The organism is Stenotrophomonas sp. Pemsol (assembly GCF_003586545.1).
GTDB lineage: Bacteria > Pseudomonadota > Gammaproteobacteria > Xanthomonadales > Xanthomonadaceae > Stenotrophomonas > Stenotrophomonas sepilia.
In genome coordinates this window covers 1,623,337-1,641,490 of the sequence record NZ_CP025780.1, presented here as the reverse complement: position 1 = coordinate 1,641,490, position 18,154 = coordinate 1,623,337, and the positions used below count along the sequence as shown (strand labels likewise).

The following is an 18,154-nucleotide window of genomic DNA, read 5'->3' as shown; positions in this document are numbered from 1 at the left end:
CGCAGCTTCGATGAAACCAGTGAGCGCGTGACGGCCGGCCTGCTTGCGGCGGCCAGGAGCAGCGGCCTGGAACGCGTCGATCATGTGGTCCTAGGCAATCCACCCAGCGGTGACTCGAGCCCTCGCATGTTCGTAGTCCAGGGAGCGCTGGACAATCCGGCACACCTGCGGGCGTCGGTTCCAATCAGCGAGGCCATCAATACGCCCGTAGAGCAGTCGCTCGCCAAGGTCGAACAGATGTCGCAGGCACAGCAGGTCGCCCAGCAAGACCACGCCCAGGAGCAGACACGGACGGCGATGCGCATGGGCTAGGCCACCTGGCCCGGCGCACACAAAAGAACCCCCCGGTTCTCACCGGGGGTTCTTCGTTTCAACGGGGTGCCGGCCAGCAGCCGGCACTACCGCATCAGGCAGCGACCGTCTTGGCCACGTCCTGGTACTCCTCGATCTGGTCGAAGTTCATGTAGCGGTAGATCTCCGCGCCGCTGGCGGCGATCACGCCGACATCGGCCATGTACTCTTCCTTGGTCGGGATGCGGCCCAGACGCGAGCAGATCGCGGCCAGTTCGGCCGAACCCAGGTACACGTTGGTGTTGCGGCCCAGCGGTTCGGGAAGTTGCGGGTCGAGGTCGACATCGCGGTGAAGCCTTCGCGGATCTGCGCCTGGTTGCCCATGCACAGCGAGCAGCCCGGCATTTCCATGCGTGCGCCGGTAGCGCCGAAGGTGCCGTACACGCCTTCCTTGGTCAGCTCCGAGGCGTCCATCTTGGTCGGCGGGGCCACCCACAGGCGGGTCGGCAGGTCACGCTTTCGGCCCTTTGCGTTTGCGATGCCCCCTGTAGAGCCGAGCCTGCGCTCGGCTGGTTCTGCGCCAACAGCAGCCGAGCATGGGCTCGGCTCTACAGAAGCGCTCACCGGCGTGGTGCGTCCGGGTCGGTACGCAGGGCCTTCAACAGGCCCCACATGTAGAACGCCAGGGTGAACGAGAACGGCAGGCCGCACAGCACCACCGCCGTCTGCATCGCGCTGAAGTTGCCGGCCAGCAGCAGGCCGACGCTGGCCACGGTGATGCCGGCGGCCCAGAACACGCGCAGCCAGATCGGCGCGTCATGGCCATCTTCCACGCCATCGTCAACGCGACGGGTGCACAGGTTGGCGATCATCAGGGTGCCCGAGTCGACCGGGGTCAGGAACAGCACGAAGCCGATCACCACCGCAGCACCGGCCACGTACGGCGCCGCAGGCAGGTATTCCAGCAGCTTGAACAAGGTCATCGCTGCATCATGCTGGGCCACGTCACCCAGGATCGCCTGGCCATGGTTGAGCACCAGGTCGATGGCGGTATTGCCGAAGATCGACAGCCAGGCCAGGGTGAAGCCGAGCGGAATCAGCAGCACGCCCATGATCACTTCGCGGATGGTGCGGCCACGCGAGATGCGCGCCACGAAAAGGCCGACGAACGGCGCCCAGGCGATCCACCACGCCCAGTAGAACAGCGTCCACGAACCCATCCACTCACGGCCCTTGGGGTCGTTGAGGTACATGTCGAAGCTCTTGCGCACGAACGCGCCGAGGTAATCGCCGGTGTTCTGGATCAGGCCATCGAACAGGTGCAGGGTCGGGCCGGTGACCAGCACGAACAGCAGCAGGCCACACAGCAGGCGCACGTTGAGGTTGGACAGCCAGGCAATGCCCTTTTCCACGCCGGCCACCACGCCGATGGTGGCCACGACCATCATCACCAGCACGATCACCACCAGCACCTGCGGCGTATCAGGGATGTGGAACAGGTAGACCAGGCCGGACTGTACCACCAGGGCGCCGATGCCGAGGTTGGTCACCATCGAGATCAGCGTGGCCAGGATGCCGAAGCCATCGACCATGTCGCCGATGCGGCCGTGGATGCGCTCGCCGAAGACCGGGTACAACGCAGAGCGCAGCGCCAGCGGCAGGTCCCGGCGATAGGCGAAATAGCCCAGTGCCACGCCGACCAGCGCATACAGCGCCCAGCCATGCAGGCCCCAGTGCAGGAAGGTCAGCACCATCGCTTCACGGCCGGCGGCCACGGTGCCGCCGGGCTGCCCGGGTGGATTGAGGAAATGATCCAGCGGCTCGTAGGCGCCGTAGTACAGCAGCGCGATGCCGATCCCGGCCGAGAACAGCATCGAAACCCAGGCGACATAGCCGAAGGCCGGTGATTCCTCGTTGTGGCCCAGGCGGATGCGGCCGTACGGCGAAAACGCCAGCCACAGCACGAAGCCCAGGCACAGCACGATCAGCAGCATGTACCACCAGCCGAACGCGGCCGACACTTCGGCCTGCGCCCATTGCAGCCAGTGCTCGCTGCCTTCGGGATAGAGAACGGTGAGCAGCCCGAGGATGCCGATCGACACCGAGGAGCTGAGGAAGACAAAACGGTTCAAGCGCAGGGGCGAACGCTTGGGATGAGCCAGGGAAGACATGGGGTCGTCTCATCAAGTCCGAGGGAGCACATGGGCGGGGCCGGACCGGTAAACCGGGCCCATGGCGTGGGGCGCGAGCGCATCCTAGGGTTTATTGATTGAACGTTCAATCAATAAAAAGCATAATGGCGGGCAGCCCGATCCTTCGGGTCGCAAACCGTGGAGAGACAATGCCGAAGAAAGGCGTGGAACCGGTACGGCGCGAACAGCTGATCCGGGCCACTTTCCAGACCATCGACGAGATCGGCATGGCCGATGCCACTGTCGCCACCATCGCGAAGAAGGCGGGCTTGTCCAGCGGCATCGTCGCCCACTACTTCGGCGACAAGGACGGCCTGCTCAATGCTGCAATGCGGCAGATCCTGCGCGAACTGAAGGACGCCGTCGCCCGCTACCGCGCAGACGCCGGCGACGATCCGCGCGAGCAGCTGCGCGCCATCGTCGATGGCAACTTCGACGACAGCCAGATCAACGGCACCGCGATGCGCGTCTGGCTCACCTTCTGGGCCGCCAGCATGCACCAGCCGGAACTGGCCCGGCTGCAGCGCGCCAACGACCAGCGCCTGTTCTCCAACCTCTGCCACCAGTTCAACCGCCTGCTGCCCCACCCGCAGGCCCGCCTGGCCGCCCGCGGCCTGGCCGCGATGATCGATGGCCTGTGGCTGCGCGGCAGCCTGGTCGGCGGCCAGTTCAACGCCGAGAAGTCCCGGCGCATCGCTTACGGCTACATCGACTTCCAGTTGCAGGCTGCCGCGCTATAAGCGCTTCAGCACCCGCCCCCTTCCAAGGAGTACGCCCCATGACCACCCTGCCCGTCCAACAGCTCTACATCCACGGCCAGCGCGTCGATGCCACCAGCGGCAAGACCTTCAAGACCGTCAACCCGGCCACCGGCGAGGTGATCGCCGAGGTGCAGGTCGCCAGCCAGGCCGACGTCGAACGTGCCGTGCGGAGCGCAGCCGAAGGCCAGAAGGTGTGGGCCGCGATGACCGCCATGGAGCGCTCGCGCATCCTGCGCCGCGCCGTCGAGCTCCTGCGCGAGCGCAACGACGAACTGGCCCACCTGGAAACCCTGGACACCGGCAAGGCGCTGGCCGAGACCACCACCGTGGACATCGTCACCGGTGCCGACGTGGTCGAGTACTACGCCGGCCTGGCCACCGCCATCGAAGGCATCCAGCTGCCGCTGCGCGAATCGAGCTTCTTCTACACCCGTCGCGAGCCGCTGGGCGTGGTCGCCGGCATCGGCGCATGGAACTACCCGATCCAGATCGCCATGTGGAAGTCGGCACCGGCGCTGGCCGCGGGCAACGCGATGGTGTTCAAGCCGTCCGAAGTGACCCCGCTGACCGCGATCCGGCTGGCCGAAATCTACACCGAAGCCGGCGTGCCGGCCGGCGTGTTCAACGTCGTGCAGGGCCCGGGCCGCGAGATCGGCCAGTGGCTGACCGAGCACCCGGTGATCGAAAAGATCTCCTTCACCGGTGGCGTCGCCACTGGCAAGAAGGTCATGGCCAGCGCGGCGTCCTCGTCGCTGAAGGAAGTGACCATGGAACTGGGCGGCAAGTCGCCGCTGGTGATCTGCGACGACGCCGACCTGGACCGCGCCGCCGACATTGCGGTGATGGCCAACTTCTTCAGCTCCGGCCAGGTCTGCACCAACGGCACCCGCGTGTTCGTGCCGCGCAGCATGCTGGCCGCATTCGAGGTGGCCGTCGTCGAGCGCGTCAAGCGCATCCGCATCGGCGACCCGATGGCCGCCGACACCAACTTCGGCCCGTTGACCAGCTTCCCGCACATGGAAAACGTGCTGCGCTACATCGAGAGCGGCAAGGCCGAAGGTGCCCGCCTGCTGACGGGTGGCGGCCGTGCCACCGAAGGTGCGCTGGCCCAGGGCGCCTACGTGCTGCCGACCGTGTTCTCCGACTGCCGCGATGACATGACCATCGTCAAGGAAGAGATCTTCGGGCCGGTGATGAGCATCCTCGCCTATGACGACGAAGACGAAGTGGTGCGTCGTGCCAACGACACCACCTTCGGCCTCGCTGCCGGCGTGGTCAGCAAGGACATCAGCCGCGCCCACCGCATCATCCATCGCCTGGAAGCCGGCATCTGCTGGATCAACACCTGGGGTGAATCGCCGGCCGAAATGCCGGTCGGTGGCTACAAGGAATCCGGCGTCGGCCGCGAGAACGGTATCTCCACCCTCGGCCACTACACCCGCATCAAGTCGGTGCAGGTCGAGCTGGGCGACTACGCCAGCGTGTTCTGACCGGCGCGCCCCGAGCACGCCCCATCGTCCGGCCACCGCGCCGATCCGACATTCCGCCGGGACGCCTGCATGCAGCGCGCCCCGGCCTGCAGGAGACACCCATGAGCACCCATAACGAGTACGACTACATCATCATCGGCGCCGGTTCAGCCGGCAACGTGCTGGCGACCCGCCTCACCGAAGATGCCGATGTCAGCGTGCTGCTGCTGGAAGCCGGTGGCCCGGACTACCGGCTCGACTTCCGTACCCAGATGCCGGCGGCGCTGGCCTTCCCGCTGCAGGGCAAGCGCTACAACTGGGCGTACAAGACCGATCCGGAGCCCTTCATGAACAACCGCCGCATGGACTGCGGCCGCGGCAAGGGCCTGGGTGGCTCGTCGCTGATCAACGGCATGTGCTACATCCGCGGCAACGCGATGGACTACGACAACTGGGCCAGCATGCCGGGCCTGGAAGACTGGACCTATCTGGACTGCCTGCCCTACTTCCGCAAGGCCGAAACCCGCGACATCGGCCCCAACGACTACCACGGTGGTGATGGCCCGCTGCGGGTGACCACGCCGAAGGCCGGCAACAACGAACTGTTCGCTGCGATGGTCGAAGCCGGCGTGCAGGCCGGCTACCCGCGCACCGACGACCTCAACGGCTACCAGCAGGAAGGCTTCGGCCCGATGGACCGCACGGTGACCCCGAACGGCCGTCGTTCCAGCACCGCCCGCGGCTACCTGGACCTGGCCAAGCCACGCCCGAACCTGACCATCGTCACCCACGCGCTGACCGACCGCATCCTGTTCTCGGGCAAGCGCGCGGTGGGCGTGCAGTGGCTGCACAACGACCAGCCGCAGCGCGCCACCGCCCGCCGCGAAGTGCTGCTGTGCGGCGGCGCCATCGCCTCGCCGCAGATCCTGCAGCGCTCGGGTGTCGGCCCGGCCGACCTGCTGCGCAGCCTGGACATCGACCTGGTGCACCACCTGCCCGGCGTCGGCGCCAACCTGCAGGATCACCTTGAGATGTACCTGCAGTACGAATGCAAGAAGCCGGTGTCGCTGGCGCCGGCGCTGAAGCTGTACAACCAGCCGGCGATCGGTGCCGAGTGGCTGTTCCTGGGCACCGGCATCGGCGCCAGCAACCAGTTCGAGGCCGGTGGCTTCATCCGCAGCGACGCCGAGTTCGACTGGCCGAACCTGCAGTACCACTTCCTGCCGGTGGCGATCAACTACAACGGCTCCAACCCGATCAAGGCGCACAGCTTCCAGATGCACGTCGGCTCGATGCGCTCGCCCAGCCGTGGCCGCATCCATGTGCGCTCGAAGGACCCGCGCGAACATCCGAGCATCCTGTTCAACTACATGTCGCACGAGCAGGACTGGCGCGAATTCCGCGCGGCGATCCGCATCACCCGCGAGATCTTCGCGCAGCCGGCGCTGGCCCCGTACAGCGGCCGCGAGATCTCGCCGGGCAGTGCACTGCAGACCGACGCGCAGATCGATGCATTCGTGCGCGAGCATGCCGAAACCGCGTACCACCCGTCGTGCTCCAACAAGATGGGCCATGCCGACGACCCGATGGCGGTGGTCGATGGCCAGGGCCGCGTGCACGGCCTGGAAGGCCTGCGCATCGTCGATGCCTCGATCATGCCGCAGGTGGTGACCGGCAACCTCAATGCGCCGACCATCATGATGGCCGAGAAGCTTGCCGACGTGATCCGTGGCCGCACCCCGCTGGCCCGCAGCACTGCGCCGTACTACAAGGCCAACGGCGCACCGGTACGCAAGCAGGGCTGACGCAAGCGGCCCGGTTGGCGCCACGGTAGTGCCGGCCGCTGGCCGGCATCCGCTGGATCGCCTATCGAGCGCAGATGCCGGCCAGCGGCCGGCACTACCCAGCAAAGAGGCCCTTCGGGGCCTCTTCGCGTTTTCCCTACGGCGGGGTATGCTGCAATGACCGGCCGTTGTCGATACGCTCAGGGCCGGAACCTAATACATCACGATTCCTGGAGGGGGAATATGAGTCTGGATCGTCCCTGGCTGCAGAGCTATCCGAAAGGCGTTCCCGCCGAGATCGACGTCAACGAGTTCCATTCGGTAGCTTCGGTCTTCGACGCTTCCGTCGCGAAATTCCGCGACCGTCCCGCCTACTCCAGCTTCGGCAAGGTCCTCACCTATGGCGAGACCGACGCGCTGGTCAATCAGTTCGCGGCCTACCTGCTGGGAGAGCTCAAGCTCAAGAAGGGTGACCGCGTCGCCCTGATGATGCCCAACTGCCTGCAGTACCCGGTGGCCACCTTCGGCGTGCTGCGCGCCGGCCTGACCGTGGTCAATGTCAATCCGTTGTACACCGCGCGCGAGCTCAAGCACCAGCTGATCGATGCCGGCGTGACCGCACTGGTGGTGGTCGACAACTTCGGCGACACCGTCGAGCAGGTCATCGCCGATACTCCGGTCAAGCACGTGGTCACCACCGGCCTGGGCGACCTGCTTGGCGCCAAGGGCGTGATCGTCAACTTCGTGCTGAAGTACATCAAGAAGATGGTGCCCAACTACCATCTCAAGGGCGCGGTGCGCTTCCGCCAGGCGCTCAAGATCGGCAGCCGCCACAGCCTGCCCCAGGTCGAGATCGACCACGACGACATTGCGTTCCTGCAGTACACCGGCGGCACCACCGGCGTGGCCAAGGGCGCGATGCTGACCAACCGCAACCTGATCGCCAACATGCAGCAGGCCTCGGCCTGGATCAGTGCGTCGGGCATCGAGATGGGCAAGGAGTGGATCATCACCGCCCTGCCGCTGTACCACATCTTCGCACTGACCGCGAACGGGCTGGTCTTCATGAAGTTCGGTGGCTGCAACCACCTGATCACCAATCCGCGTGACATGAAGGGCTTCGTCAAGGAACTCAAGTCGGTGCGCTTCACCGCCATCACCGGCGTCAACACGCTGTTCAATGGCCTGCTCAACACCCCCGGCTTCGACACGGTCGACTTCTCCTCGCTGAAGGTCACCCTGGGCGGCGGCATGGCGGTGCAGCGCGCCGTGGCCGAGCGTTGGAAGAAGGTCACCGGCGTGACCCTGGTCGAGGCGTATGGCCTGACCGAGACCTCGCCGGCGGCCTGCATCAACCCCCTCACCCTGACCGAATACAACGGCTCGATCGGCCTGCCGATCCCGTCCACCGATGCCTGCATCAAGGACGACAACAGCGCCATCCTGCCGCTGGGCGAGGTCGGCGAGCTCTGTATCAAGGGCCCGCAGGTGATGAAGGGCTACTGGCAGCGCCCGGAGGAAACCGCCAAGACCATCGACGCCGATGGCTGGCTGCACACCGGCGACATGGCGAAGATGGATGAACAGGGCTTCTTCTACATTGTCGACCGCAAGAAGGACATGATCCTGGTGTCCGGCTTCAACGTGTACCCGAATGAAGTCGAGGACGTGATCGCGATGATGCCGGGCGTGCTGGAAGTGGCCGCGGTCGGCGTGCCGGACGACAAGTCCGGCGAGGTGGTGAAGGTGGTCATCGTGAAGAAGGATCCGAACCTGACCGCCGAAATGGTCAAGGAGCATGCCCGGGCCAACCTGACCGGCTACAAGCACCCCAAAATCGTCGAATTCCGAAAGGAGCTGCCGAAGACCAATGTCGGCAAGATCCTCCGTCGCGAACTCCGCGATACGCCCGCCCAGTAAGGGTTTTCGGCAATTTGAACGGTACCGGGCCCGGGGCGGAAACGTCCCGGGCCCTTTCGCATGCGACGCCCCTGAGGCGGTGTAGCATCGCCGCGTGTGTGGACCGTTCGGCCCGCCGGCCACCCACCTGACACTGCGGGCCGCATGCCGAGGACCCTTCCATGAGTACCATCGAAAAGCTGCCCTCAAGCGGCTCGCCTTTTGCCACCATCCGTACCGAAGACAGTGCCGACGGCACTGCCCACTGGCTGTTCATGCATGCCGATGCCGCCACCGGCATCCGTCCCTGCTGCCGCAAGGACATGCTCGACGAGATGTGGAGCTACATGGCGGCCATCACCCGCAGCCCTGCCGAGCGCCACAGCGGCACCCTGCGGCATTTCGTGCTGGCCTCCGATGCCGTCGCCTACAACCTGGGCGGTGACCTGGACCTGTTCACCCGCCTGATCCGCGAAGGCAACCGCGACCTCCTGTTGAGCTACGCCCAGCGCTGCGTTGAGGGCGTGCACCACCTGCATACCGGGTTCGGCGGCGATGTCCGTTCGATCGCCCTGATCCAGGGCGACGCCCTGGGCGGTGGCCTGGAAATGGCCCTGGCCTGCCACACCATCGTCGCCGAGGAAGGCAGCGGCCTCGGCCTGCCCGAAGTTCTGTTCGGCCTGTTCCCGGGCATGGGCGCCTACTCCTTCCTGTGCCGCCGGGTGTCACCACACCTGGCCGAGAAGATCATCCTCGACGGCCGGGTCTACAGCGCCGAGGAAATGCATGCGATGGGCGTGGTCGACGTGCTGGTGAAGAAGGGCGAAGGCCGGGCGGCCGTCGAGGAACTGATCCGCCAGCAGCAGCGCACCCCGCAGTCCTACCTGGCAATGAACGCCGCACGCAGCATTGCCCAGCCTGTCAGCTATGACGAACTGTTGGAGATCACCAAGGTATGGGTCGATTCCGCCCTGGCCCTCGGCGACCGCTCTCTGCGCACCATGGATCGCCTGATCAAGGCCCAGACCCGTCGCGCCAGTCTCGACGCGGCCTGATTCATCCCTCCCCCAGGATGGGTTCAAGCCCGGTTGGCCACCGGGCTTTTTTTATGGGCCTTGCCGTGGTTCAGCGCGCCTCGCCATCGTCAGCAGCGCCACGCAGGCGGCGTTCGGCCCGCGCCTCCAGTGCACGCCGGCCTTCCTTGATCGCTTCCTGCAGGATGCCCAGGCGCTGGCGCCATTCGGTCTTGAGCTGCCAGTCAGCCATCCGCATCAGCTCGCCGGCACGGTTCGACGCGCGCATCAGGCCAAGGTTGCTGGCCACACCCTTGATCGCATGGGATTGTTCGCGGAACACATCCCACTGCGTGGTCTCGCCGGCCTGCTCGGCCTTGCCCATGCAGCTCGCCACGTCCTCCAGGCACTGGCGGATGAACTCACGTTCGAAGCCCTCGCCCATCCCCAGCGAGGCCAGCTCGTCCAGCACGCTGCTGTCGAGCACCCCATCCTGCAGGGCCATCGGTCGCACCACCGGTGCGGCCATGGTCTTCAGCTGGGCGTTGCTGGCGATCTCGGCCAGGGTATCGAGCAGGCGCACCGCCACCACGGGCTTGGCCAGGAAAGCATGCGCCCCAGCCTGGGTGCAGCGCTGGATCGCCTCGGGCGTGACATCGGCGCTGAGCACCAGCACCGGCGTGCGCGGACCGCCGCCGGCCTGCATCACCCGCAACTCCTTCAGCATGTCCAGCCCACTCATGCCCGGCATGTGCAGGTCGACGATGACCGCATCGAATTCACTGTCGGCCAGCGCATCCAGCACTGCCTCACCGCCGTCCACGCACAGCACGCGATGCCCGGCCTTCTGCAGCAGGCGCTGCAGGACCATGCGGTTGGCCTCGTGGTCGTCGGCCACCAGGATCTGCATGCTGCGCACGCGGGCGCGATGGCGCAGGAACGGGTCGGCAAATGCGATCACGTTGCCACCCGGCCCCGCGTCGTCGTCGCCGGTCAGGCTCGGTACCGCACCCGGCACCTGCGGCTGCGGCGGCGCGAACGGCAGCTCGACCCAGAAATGGCTGCCGCGCGGCGGGTTTTCCAGATAACCGATATCGCCGTCCATTGCTTCGACCAGGCCCTTGGCGATGGTCGTGCCCAGCCCGGTACCCTCGTGGCGACGCGCCATGCTGACGTCAGCCTGCTCGAAGGCATCGAACAGCCGCGCACGCATGGCCGGCGCTACACCGATGCCGGTGTCGAGGATGTCGAAGCGCAGCCGCACCGCGCCACTGGTATCGGCCTGCACCACGCTGACACGGATTTCGACCCGGCCGTGATCGGTGAACTTGACCGCGTTGCCGGCCAGGTTCAGCAGGATCTGCCGCAGGTGCCCGACGTCTCCGCGCACGCGGGGCGGCACACCATCGGCGACCTTCACCCGGTAATCCAGGCGCTTGGCCTTGGCCTGCGGCAACAGGATCAGCCCGATCGCCTGGATCACGTCGGCCACGGCGAAGTCTTCGGCCACCACGCGCAGCTTGCCGGCCTCGATGGCCGAGATGTCCAGCACTTCCTCCACCAGCGCCAGCAGGCTGCGCGACGACGCCTGGATGGTGTTGAGGCACTCGCGCTGCTCATCGTCCAGACGCGTGGTCGCCAGCACTTCGGTCATGCCGTTGAGGCCGTTCAACGGCGTGCGGAACTCGTGGCTCATGTTGGCCAGGAAACGGCTCTTGGCCTCGCTGGCACGGCGCGCCTCGGCCATCGCCTCGGTCAGCTGCCGCAGCAGTGTCGAGAAGTACAGCGGCACCGCCGCCAGGCCGAGCCAGAGGCCGATGGCCAGACGGAAATTCTGTTGCCAGTAAGGCGTCAGCAGCACCGTGCAACCGAAGCTCACCATCGCCATCGCCACCGCCACGTACAGGTAGTGGTTGCCGAAGCGCATGCCGTTGCCGACCGTCACCCACATCACCACGATGTAGACCCAGGCCAGGGGCTCGCCCATCTGCACCATGCCGGCAGCGATCAGGCCATAGTCGGCAAGCATGCCCAGCACGCGGCGGGGATCGGAACGCGCCGGCCGCCACAGCAGCCAGCCGAACAGCAGCAGCGACAGGCTCAGGCCGGTCAAGACGATCGCCAGCACGCCCACGTACTGCGTGTGCGGCAGATCGTGGCGCGGCGCCGGCAACAGCACGTAGGCCAGGATCAGGCTGATCAGGACAATACGGACGATCTGCTGGCCGTGTTCGCTGTCCTGGCGCTGGGACAGGCGCAGCCGCAGCTGCGACAACAGCCGTTTCACGCGCCCAGCCCCGGGCGCGCGGACGCCATCGAATGCTCGGCGCAGATCTGGTCCAGCTGTTCGCGGCCGCGCAGCAGCGCGTCCACGCATCGGGGATCGAACAGCCGGCCACGCTGGGCGTAGAGATAAGCCAGGGTGGCTTCCATGGTCCATGCTTCCTTGTACGGACGGGGCGAAATCAGGGCGTCGAAGACATCGGCGACAGCCACGATGCGCGCTTCCAGCGGAATCGCATCGCCGACCAGCCCATCGGGATAGCCGCTGCCATCGTAGCGCTCATGATGACGCAGTGCGATCAAGGCGCCAACCTGGATGAAACGATTCTGGCTGCCGCTCAGCAGTTCATGGCCAATCCGCGGGTGCCGGCGCATGATCGCAAGCTCCTCCTCGTTGAGCTTGCCCTGCTTGAGCAGCACCGCATCGGGAATGGCAATCTTGCCCATGTCATGCAGCGGCGCAGCCATTTCGATCAGGCGCACGTCCTCCTCGGGCAGCCCGAGCTGGTCGGCGATCAGGCCGGCCACGCGCGCCATGCGCTCCAGATAGGCACTGGTGCCTGCATCACGGAACTCGATCGCCCGCGCCAGCCGCGACAGCGTTTCGCGCTCCCGCTCTTCGACCTCATGCATGCTGGCCAGCAGGCGCTGCTCCAGCGACAGCGCCCGTTGCTTCACGTTCTCGGTCTGTTGGCGCAGCTGCAGCAGGTTGTAGCAGCGCGCACGCAGTTCGCGCGGGCGGATCGGCTTGACCAGGAAGTCGATGACCCCTGCTTCCAGTGCCGCCTGCCGGATCGGCTCGTCACCGACCACGGTGATCAGGATCACCGGAATGTCGCGGTGCTTGGGCAGCCGACGGAAACGGCGAGCGAATTCCAGCCCGTCCATCTCCGGCATGCGGTAATCGAGCAGCAGCAGGTCGACCGGATGGGCTTCACACCAGGCCAATGCGGTCAGCGGATCGCCGAAGTCATACACGCTCAGTTCCGGCGCGATGTCTTCGATGACGTGACGCAGCATCGTCCGGGCGGAAGTCTGGTCATCAACGATGACGATATTCAACGCGTACTCTGCCTGGTTTTTCGACCACGCTGGATCATCAGCAGGCGAGGATACTCTGCCGCTGCGAACGCTCGCACCCTGCATCGGCCTGACTCCCGTGTCGTGCATCCCGATTCATGATCGTCATCACAATGTGAAGCGGACTCCCCACACCGTGCCCTCCCCTAACGCCGATCAAGCCATAGCAGGCGTCAAGGTAGTGCAATTACGATACGCCGAGTGCGGGACGCGTCAATCGCGCCGTCTCGTTTCGGGACGGCGCGCACAATCGGGAGTCAAAAACGCGACTTACTGCTCCGGACGCATGTACGGGAACAGCAGCACATCGCGGATCGAGCTGCTGCCGGTCAGCAGCATCACCAGACGATCGACGCCGATGCCGAGGCCGCCGGTCGGGGCCATGCCGTACTCCAGCGCACGGATGTAGTCGGCGTCGTAGTGCATGGCCTCATCGTCGCCACCTTCCTTCGCGGCCACCTGGGCCTGGAAGCGCTGGGCCTGGTCTTCCGGGTCGTTCAACTCGGAGAAGCCATTGGCCAGCTCCTTGCCGTTGACGAACAGCTCGAAGCGGTCGGTGTAGCCCGGATCATTGTCGTTGGCACGGGCCAGCGGCGAGACTTCCACCGGATGGTCGGTGATGAAGGTCGGCTGGATCAGGGTGTGCTCGACGGTGGCCTCGAAGATCTCAAGGAGCAGCTTGCCCCAGCCGTAGGACGGCTTGACGCGGATGTTCAAGCGCTCGCAATGGCGCAGCAGCGCGTCACGGTCGGTGCAGTCGGCAACCGAGATTTCCGGGTTGTGGTGGCGCACGGCTTCGTCCATGCGCCAGCGGCGGAACGCCGGGCCCAGGTCGATCTTCGCCCCGTCCCACTCGACCTCGGTGCTGCCGTTGACTGTCCTGGCCACGTCACGGATCACGCCTTCGGTCAGGTCCATGATCTCGTTGTACGTGGCATAGGCCTCGTACAGCTCCATCATGGTGAATTCTGGATTGTGGCGGGTGCTGACGCCTTCGTTGCGGAAGTTGCGGTTGATCTCGTACACGCGCTCCAGGCCGCCCACGGTCAGGCGCTTGAGGTACAGCTCCGGCGCCACGCGCAGGTACAGGTCCAGGTCCAGCGCGTTGTGGTGGGTGGTGAACGGCTTGGCCGCCGCGCCGCCGGGGATGTAATGCATCATCGGCGTCTCGACTTCCAGGAAGTCGCGGTTGTCCAGCCACGCACGCATGGCGCGGATGATCTTCGAGCGCTTGATGAAGACCGCGCGCGACTCCGGGGTGACGATCAGGTCGACGTAACGCTGGCGGTAACGCTGCTCGACGTCGGCCAGGCCATGCCACTTGTCCGGCAACGGACGCAGCGACTTGGTCAGCAGGCGGATCGACTCGGCCTTGACCGACAGCTCGCCGGTCTTGGTGCGGGTCAGGCCACCTTCTACGGCGATGATGTCGCCCACGTCCCAGCCCTTGAACGCGGTGTAGGCATCGCCCAGCACGGCCCCCTGCAGGAACAGCTGGATGCGGCCGGACTCGTCCTGGATCTGCGCGAAGCTCGCCTTGCCCATGATGCGCTTGGCCATCAGGCGGCCGGCCATCTTCACCTGGCGGCCGTTGCCTTCCAGCGCCTCGGCGGTCCACTGTTCGGCATCGGCGAATTCGTCCTGCAGGCGGCCGGCGAAGTCCTCACGACGGAAATCGTTCGGGTACGCGATGCCCTGCCCACGCAGCGCTTTGAGTTTCTCACGGCGCTCGGCGATCAACTTGTTCTCGTCGACGGGGGGGGTATCGGTAGCTTCGCTCATGGATCTGCGGGAATCGTGTAGTGAGGGGGGATGCTGCGCCCGGCACAGCCGGTTGCCCAGCATACCAAAACCGCCCTGCCCAAGCCGGGAGAGGGGTCAGATCCCTTTGCGCAGCAAAGGGATCTGACCCCGTCCGGGACCCTACCTGGCCCCTGGATATCTACCTGTTCCCGGGGAACGCCTGCCGCAGCTCGTCCACCAGCACCCGCTGGTTTTCCGAGTAATCGATCGGTACCGACACCAGGTGCACCCCGCCCTCGTTGAAGGCCGCCTGCAGGGTCGGGATGAACTGCTCGATGGCGATCACCTCATGCCCCTTGCAGCCATAGGCCTCGGCGTACTTCACGAAGTCGGGGTTGCTGAAGGTCATGCCGTAGTCGGTGAAGCCATCCACCGCCTGCTTCCAGCGGATCATGCCGTAGGCGCCGTCATTGAGGATCAGCACCACCAGGTTGAGCCCCAGCCGGCGCGCTGTCTCCAGCTCCTGGCTGTTCATCATGAAACCACCATCACCACACACCGCCAGCACCCGCCGCTGTGGATACAGGATCGAGGCCATGATCGCCGATGGCAGGCCCGCGCCCATGGTCGCCAGCGCGTTGTCCAGCAGCAATGTGTTGGCGACCTGGGTACGGTAGTTGCGGGCGAACCAGATCTTGTACATGCCGTTGTCCAGCGCCACGATGCCGTCCGGCGGCATCACCTGGCGCACGTCGTGCACCAGCCGCTGCGGTGTGAACCCGGCCTCTTCGGCGCGGTCGGCCAGATGCTCGAGGATGGTCGCGCGCAGCGGCAGCAAAGCATCGGCGTTCGGCACCGCGCCTTCGATGCGGTCGGCCAGTTGGGTGAGCGAACGGCCGATGTCGCCGATCACCTCCACCTGCGGGAAGTACACCTGTTCCACCGCCGCCTGCGAGTAGCCGATATGGATCACGGTCGGGCCACCCGGGCGCATCACGAACGGCGGCTTTTCGGTCACCTCGTGGCCGATGGTCACGATCACGTCAGCCTGGTCGATCGCCATGTGCACGTAGTCACGCTCGCTCAGCGCGGCGGTGCCCATGTACAGGCCCGAACCTCCGGCCACCGCGCCCTTGCCCATCTGCGTGGTGAAGAACGGGATGCCGGCGCGCAACACAAAGGCCGACAGCGCTTCACTGGACTGCGGTCGCGACGCCGCCGATGCGATCATCAACAACGGCCGCTTGGCATTGCGGATGATCTCAGCCGCCCGATCCAGCGCCTCCGGGCTGGCAATGGGACGGTCCACCGCATGCGGCGGAATCAGCGCCACGCCCTCGACCTCATCGGCCGCGATGTCTTCGGGCAGCTCCAGCAGCACCGGGCCCGGGCGCTCCTCCTGAGCGACACGGAACGCCTCGCGGACGATGGTCGGGATCGTGCGCGCCGAGACGATCTGCCGCGCCTGCTTGGTCAGCGGCTTCATCGTGCCGACGATGTCGACAATCTGGAAGCGCGCCTGCTTGCTGGCGACGATGCCCTTCTGGCCGGTGATCATGATCACCGGCCACGCACCCAGCAGCGCATAGGCGGCGCCGGTGGTGAAATTCAGCGCGCCGGGGCCGAGCGTGGCCAGGCACACGCCGGGCTTGCCGGTCAGGCGGCCATAGGTTGCAGCCATGAACACCGCTGCCTGTTCGTGGCGGGTGATGACCAGCTCGATGCTGGAATGACGAAGCGACTCGACCACGTCGAGGTTCTCTTCGCCGGGAATACCGAAAATGCGCTCGACGCCTTCGTTCTCAAGCGCGGCGACAAGCAGATCTGAACCCTTGGACATTGGAATGCCGTCCTTTTCGCTGGACTGATGGTAGGAGGGAAGCTGCGCGTCAACGCTTGTCGAACCACACCGTCTGCGCGTTGACGAATTCGCGGATGCCGAAGTGCGAGAGCTCACGACCGAAGCCACTCTTTTTCACGCCGCCGATCGGCACGCGCGGGTCTGAAGCGGAGAAGCCGTTGACGAACACGCCGCCGGTCTGCAGCCGGCGCGCCAGCTGCATGGCCCGTGCGCCGTCGCCGGTCCACAGGTTGCCGCTCAGGCCGAATTCGCTCTGGTTGGCCAGTTCCACCGCATGGTCGGCGTCGCGGGCGCGACTGATCGAGGCCACCGGCCCGAAGGTCTCGGTATCGAAGGCCTGCATGCCAGGCTCTACGTCGGCCAGCACGGTGGGTGCATAGAAGGCTCCAGGGCGATCCAGCGGGTGGCCGCCAACCAGCAGCCGCGCACCGGCCTCCACCGAAGCCCGTACCTGCGCATCGAGCTGCTCCAGCAGGTCCTGGCGCGCCATCGGGCCGATGCGGTTGGCCGGGTCGCGGCCATCGCCGATGGTCAGTGCCTGCACCTTCTGGCAGAACTGCGCCACGAAACGATCGTAGACCGCGTCTTCGACGATGATGCGCTTTCCGGCGATGCAGACCTGCCCGGTGTTCTGGAAGCGCGAGGCCACCGCCGCATCAACGGCGGCGTCCAGATCGGCGTCGGCCAGCACGATGAATGGATCCGAGCCACCCAGCTCCAGCACCACCTTCTTCAGCGCCTGCCCGGCCTGGGCGGCGATGCTGCGGCCTGCGGCCACGCTGCCGGTCAGGGTCACTGCGGCGATGCGATCATCGGCGATCGCGCGGCTGGTGCCCTCGCGGCTGATGTTGGCGGCGATGAAGGTGCCTTCCGGCAGCCCGGCATCGCGCCAGGCCGCGTCGAGCAGCTGCGCGGTACCGACGATGTTCTCGGCCGGCTTCAGCAGGAAGCCGTTGCCGCCCATCAGGATCGGCACTGCCGCACGCATCACCTGCCAGTACGGGAAGTTCCACGGCATGATGCCCAGCACCACGCCCAGCGGCAGGTAGGACACGTAAGCCTTGTCGTCGGGCACCTGGGTCGGTTCGTCGCGCAGGAACTGCGCGCCGTGGTCGGCGTACCAGTCGCACAGCACGGCACACTTCTCGATTTCGGCCAGCGATTCGGCCTGCACCTTGCCCATTTCGGCAGTGGCCAGCGCGGCCAGCTTTTCACGGTCACGCCGCAGTACGGCGGCCATCGCACGCAGTACGTCTGCGCGCTGTTCGAGGCTCTTGACGCTCCAGGCCGCAAAGCCGACCTGGCCGCGATCGAGGATGGCTTCCAGTTCGGCATCGGTAGCGAAGGGGTGGCTGGCGATCTGCTGGCCGGTGGCCGGATCGCGGGAAATGGCGGTGGTGGGGGCAGCGGACATGCAGGGCTCCTGTTGTCTCGGCAACGGGCAGCGGCCCGTCTTCTGCACAGGAATGTGGACCCGATTGGCGGAGGCAACAAGGCGTCTGCTTATCCTGTGACCTGCACTTACCTGTCTGAATGGGGCTGTTTGCAGGGCTGCGCCCTGCACCCGCAGAGGCCAGGGCAACGTCAAGGTCAAAGGCCTGCATTCCGTGGGATGGCGGGGTGGGTCCGGTTGCGGGGGACGGCGTGAATCCCCCTCCGGGGTCCGGCCCAGCCGCCGGCGGCTGGGCGTTCGGGCGCTTGCGAAGCAGTGCTTCGCAAGCAAAGCGCCCTCACCCATGTAGCCTCGGTCGCGCCATCCATGGCGCCAACGGTCCTGC

12 protein-coding genes and 1 pseudogene are annotated in these 18,154 nt (G+C 66.0%); 6 read left to right on the top strand and 7 right to left on the bottom strand.

All coding sequences use genetic code 11. The features are described from left to right. Positions 1-312: XVIPCD domain-containing protein (locus PEM_RS07595; RefSeq protein ID WP_343202884.1), on the top strand; the 312-nt coding region annotated here is incomplete at its 5' end. A 94-nt stretch (positions 313-406) separates the two neighbouring features. On the opposite strand, the pseudogene PEM_RS07590 reads toward PEM_RS07595, so the two are convergent. Beyond that, positions 407-810, bottom strand: a pseudogene (locus tag PEM_RS07590) (aconitase family protein); the annotation flags it as partial. 101 nt (positions 811-911) lie between these two features. Then, positions 912-2,462 (bottom strand): BCCT family transporter, encoded by a 1,551-nt coding sequence (locus PEM_RS07585; protein ID WP_005416395.1) that lies wholly within the window; start codon positions 2,460-2,462, stop codon positions 912-914. A 170-nt stretch (positions 2,463-2,632) separates the two neighbouring features. On the opposite strand from PEM_RS07585, the gene betI reads away from it, so the two are divergent. The 5 genes from betI to PEM_RS07560 all read left to right on the top strand — a co-directional run bounded on the left by betI (position 2,633) and on the right by PEM_RS07560 (position 9,451). Continuing rightward, positions 2,633-3,223: a transcriptional regulator BetI gene (gene betI / locus PEM_RS07580; RefSeq protein WP_069138626.1), complete on the top strand. Its 591-nt coding sequence runs from the start codon at positions 2,633-2,635 to the stop codon at positions 3,221-3,223. Between the two features lie 38 nt (positions 3,224-3,261). After that, complete coding sequence (gene betB / locus PEM_RS07575) at positions 3,262-4,734, top strand: betaine-aldehyde dehydrogenase (protein ID WP_111129258.1); 1,473 nt, start codon at positions 3,262-3,264, stop codon at positions 4,732-4,734. 101 nt (positions 4,735-4,835) lie between these two features. Continuing rightward, a complete protein-coding gene (betA, locus tag PEM_RS07570; RefSeq protein ID WP_005416392.1) occupies positions 4,836-6,518 on the top strand; it encodes a choline dehydrogenase in 1,683 nt (560 codons plus the stop codon). A gap of 222 nt (positions 6,519-6,740) precedes the next feature. Next, positions 6,741-8,417, top strand: coding sequence for a long-chain fatty acid--CoA ligase (locus PEM_RS07565; RefSeq protein WP_005416391.1), 1,677 nt, complete (start codon positions 6,741-6,743; stop codon positions 8,415-8,417). A 161-nt stretch (positions 8,418-8,578) separates the two neighbouring features. Beyond that, entirely contained in the window at positions 8,579-9,451 is an 873-nt protein-coding gene (locus PEM_RS07560) for a crotonase/enoyl-CoA hydratase family protein (RefSeq protein ID WP_111129256.1), read from the top strand. Between the two features lie 70 nt (positions 9,452-9,521). Here PEM_RS07560 and PEM_RS07555 read toward each other — a convergent pair whose 3' ends face one another. The 5 genes from PEM_RS07555 to PEM_RS07535 all read right to left on the bottom strand — a co-directional run bounded on the left by PEM_RS07555 (position 9,522) and on the right by PEM_RS07535 (position 17,790). Continuing rightward, positions 9,522-11,696: a response regulator gene (locus PEM_RS07555; RefSeq protein ID WP_111174607.1), complete on the bottom strand. Its 2,175-nt coding sequence runs from the start codon at positions 11,694-11,696 to the stop codon at positions 9,522-9,524. Continuing rightward, on the bottom strand, positions 11,693-12,838 hold the full coding sequence (locus PEM_RS07550) for a two-component system response regulator (RefSeq protein ID WP_032954148.1): 1,146 nt from the start codon (positions 12,836-12,838) through the stop codon (positions 11,693-11,695). Before PEM_RS07550 ends, PEM_RS07555 begins: the two co-directional genes overlap by 4 nt. 204 nt (positions 12,839-13,042) lie before the next feature. Next, positions 13,043-14,554: a lysine--tRNA ligase gene (gene lysS, locus PEM_RS07545; protein WP_053499438.1), complete on the bottom strand. Its 1,512-nt coding sequence runs from the start codon at positions 14,552-14,554 to the stop codon at positions 13,043-13,045. A 160-nt stretch (positions 14,555-14,714) separates the two neighbouring features. Continuing rightward, positions 14,715-16,355: an acetolactate synthase large subunit gene (locus tag PEM_RS07540; protein ID WP_111129252.1), complete on the bottom strand. Its 1,641-nt coding sequence runs from the start codon at positions 16,353-16,355 to the stop codon at positions 14,715-14,717. A gap of 49 nt (positions 16,356-16,404) precedes the next feature. Beyond that, a complete protein-coding gene (locus PEM_RS07535) occupies positions 16,405-17,790 on the bottom strand; it encodes an NAD-dependent succinate-semialdehyde dehydrogenase (protein WP_111129250.1) in 1,386 nt (461 codons plus the stop codon). Positions 17,791-18,154: the final 364 nt, after the last annotated feature.

Excerpts from the sequence above, each read along its gene's own strand:
- PEM_RS07585 (WP_005416395.1), bottom strand. The coding sequence starts at position 2,462 with ATGTCTTCCCTGGCTCATCCCAAGCGTTCGCCCCTGCGCTTGAACCGT.
- betI (WP_069138626.1), top strand. The coding sequence starts at position 2,633 with ATGCCGAAGAAAGGCGTGGAACCGGTACGGCGCGAACAGCTGATCCGG.
- betB (WP_111129258.1), top strand. The coding sequence starts at position 3,262 with ATGACCACCCTGCCCGTCCAACAGCTCTACATCCACGGCCAGCGCGTC.
- betA (WP_005416392.1), top strand. The coding sequence starts at position 4,836 with ATGAGCACCCATAACGAGTACGACTACATCATCATCGGCGCCGGTTCA.
- PEM_RS07565 (WP_005416391.1), top strand. The coding sequence starts at position 6,741 with ATGAGTCTGGATCGTCCCTGGCTGCAGAGCTATCCGAAAGGCGTTCCC.
- PEM_RS07560 (WP_111129256.1), top strand. The coding sequence starts at position 8,579 with ATGAGTACCATCGAAAAGCTGCCCTCAAGCGGCTCGCCTTTTGCCACC.
- PEM_RS07550 (WP_032954148.1), bottom strand. The coding sequence starts at position 12,838 with ATGCAGGGTGCGAGCGTTCGCAGCGGCAGAGTATCCTCGCCTGCTGAT.
- lysS (WP_053499438.1), bottom strand. The coding sequence starts at position 14,554 with ATGAGCGAAGCTACCGATACCCCCCCCGTCGACGAGAACAAGTTGATC.
- PEM_RS07540 (WP_111129252.1), bottom strand. The coding sequence starts at position 16,355 with ATGTCCAAGGGTTCAGATCTGCTTGTCGCCGCGCTTGAGAACGAAGGC.
- PEM_RS07535 (WP_111129250.1), bottom strand. The coding sequence starts at position 17,790 with ATGTCCGCTGCCCCCACCACCGCCATTTCCCGCGATCCGGCCACCGGC.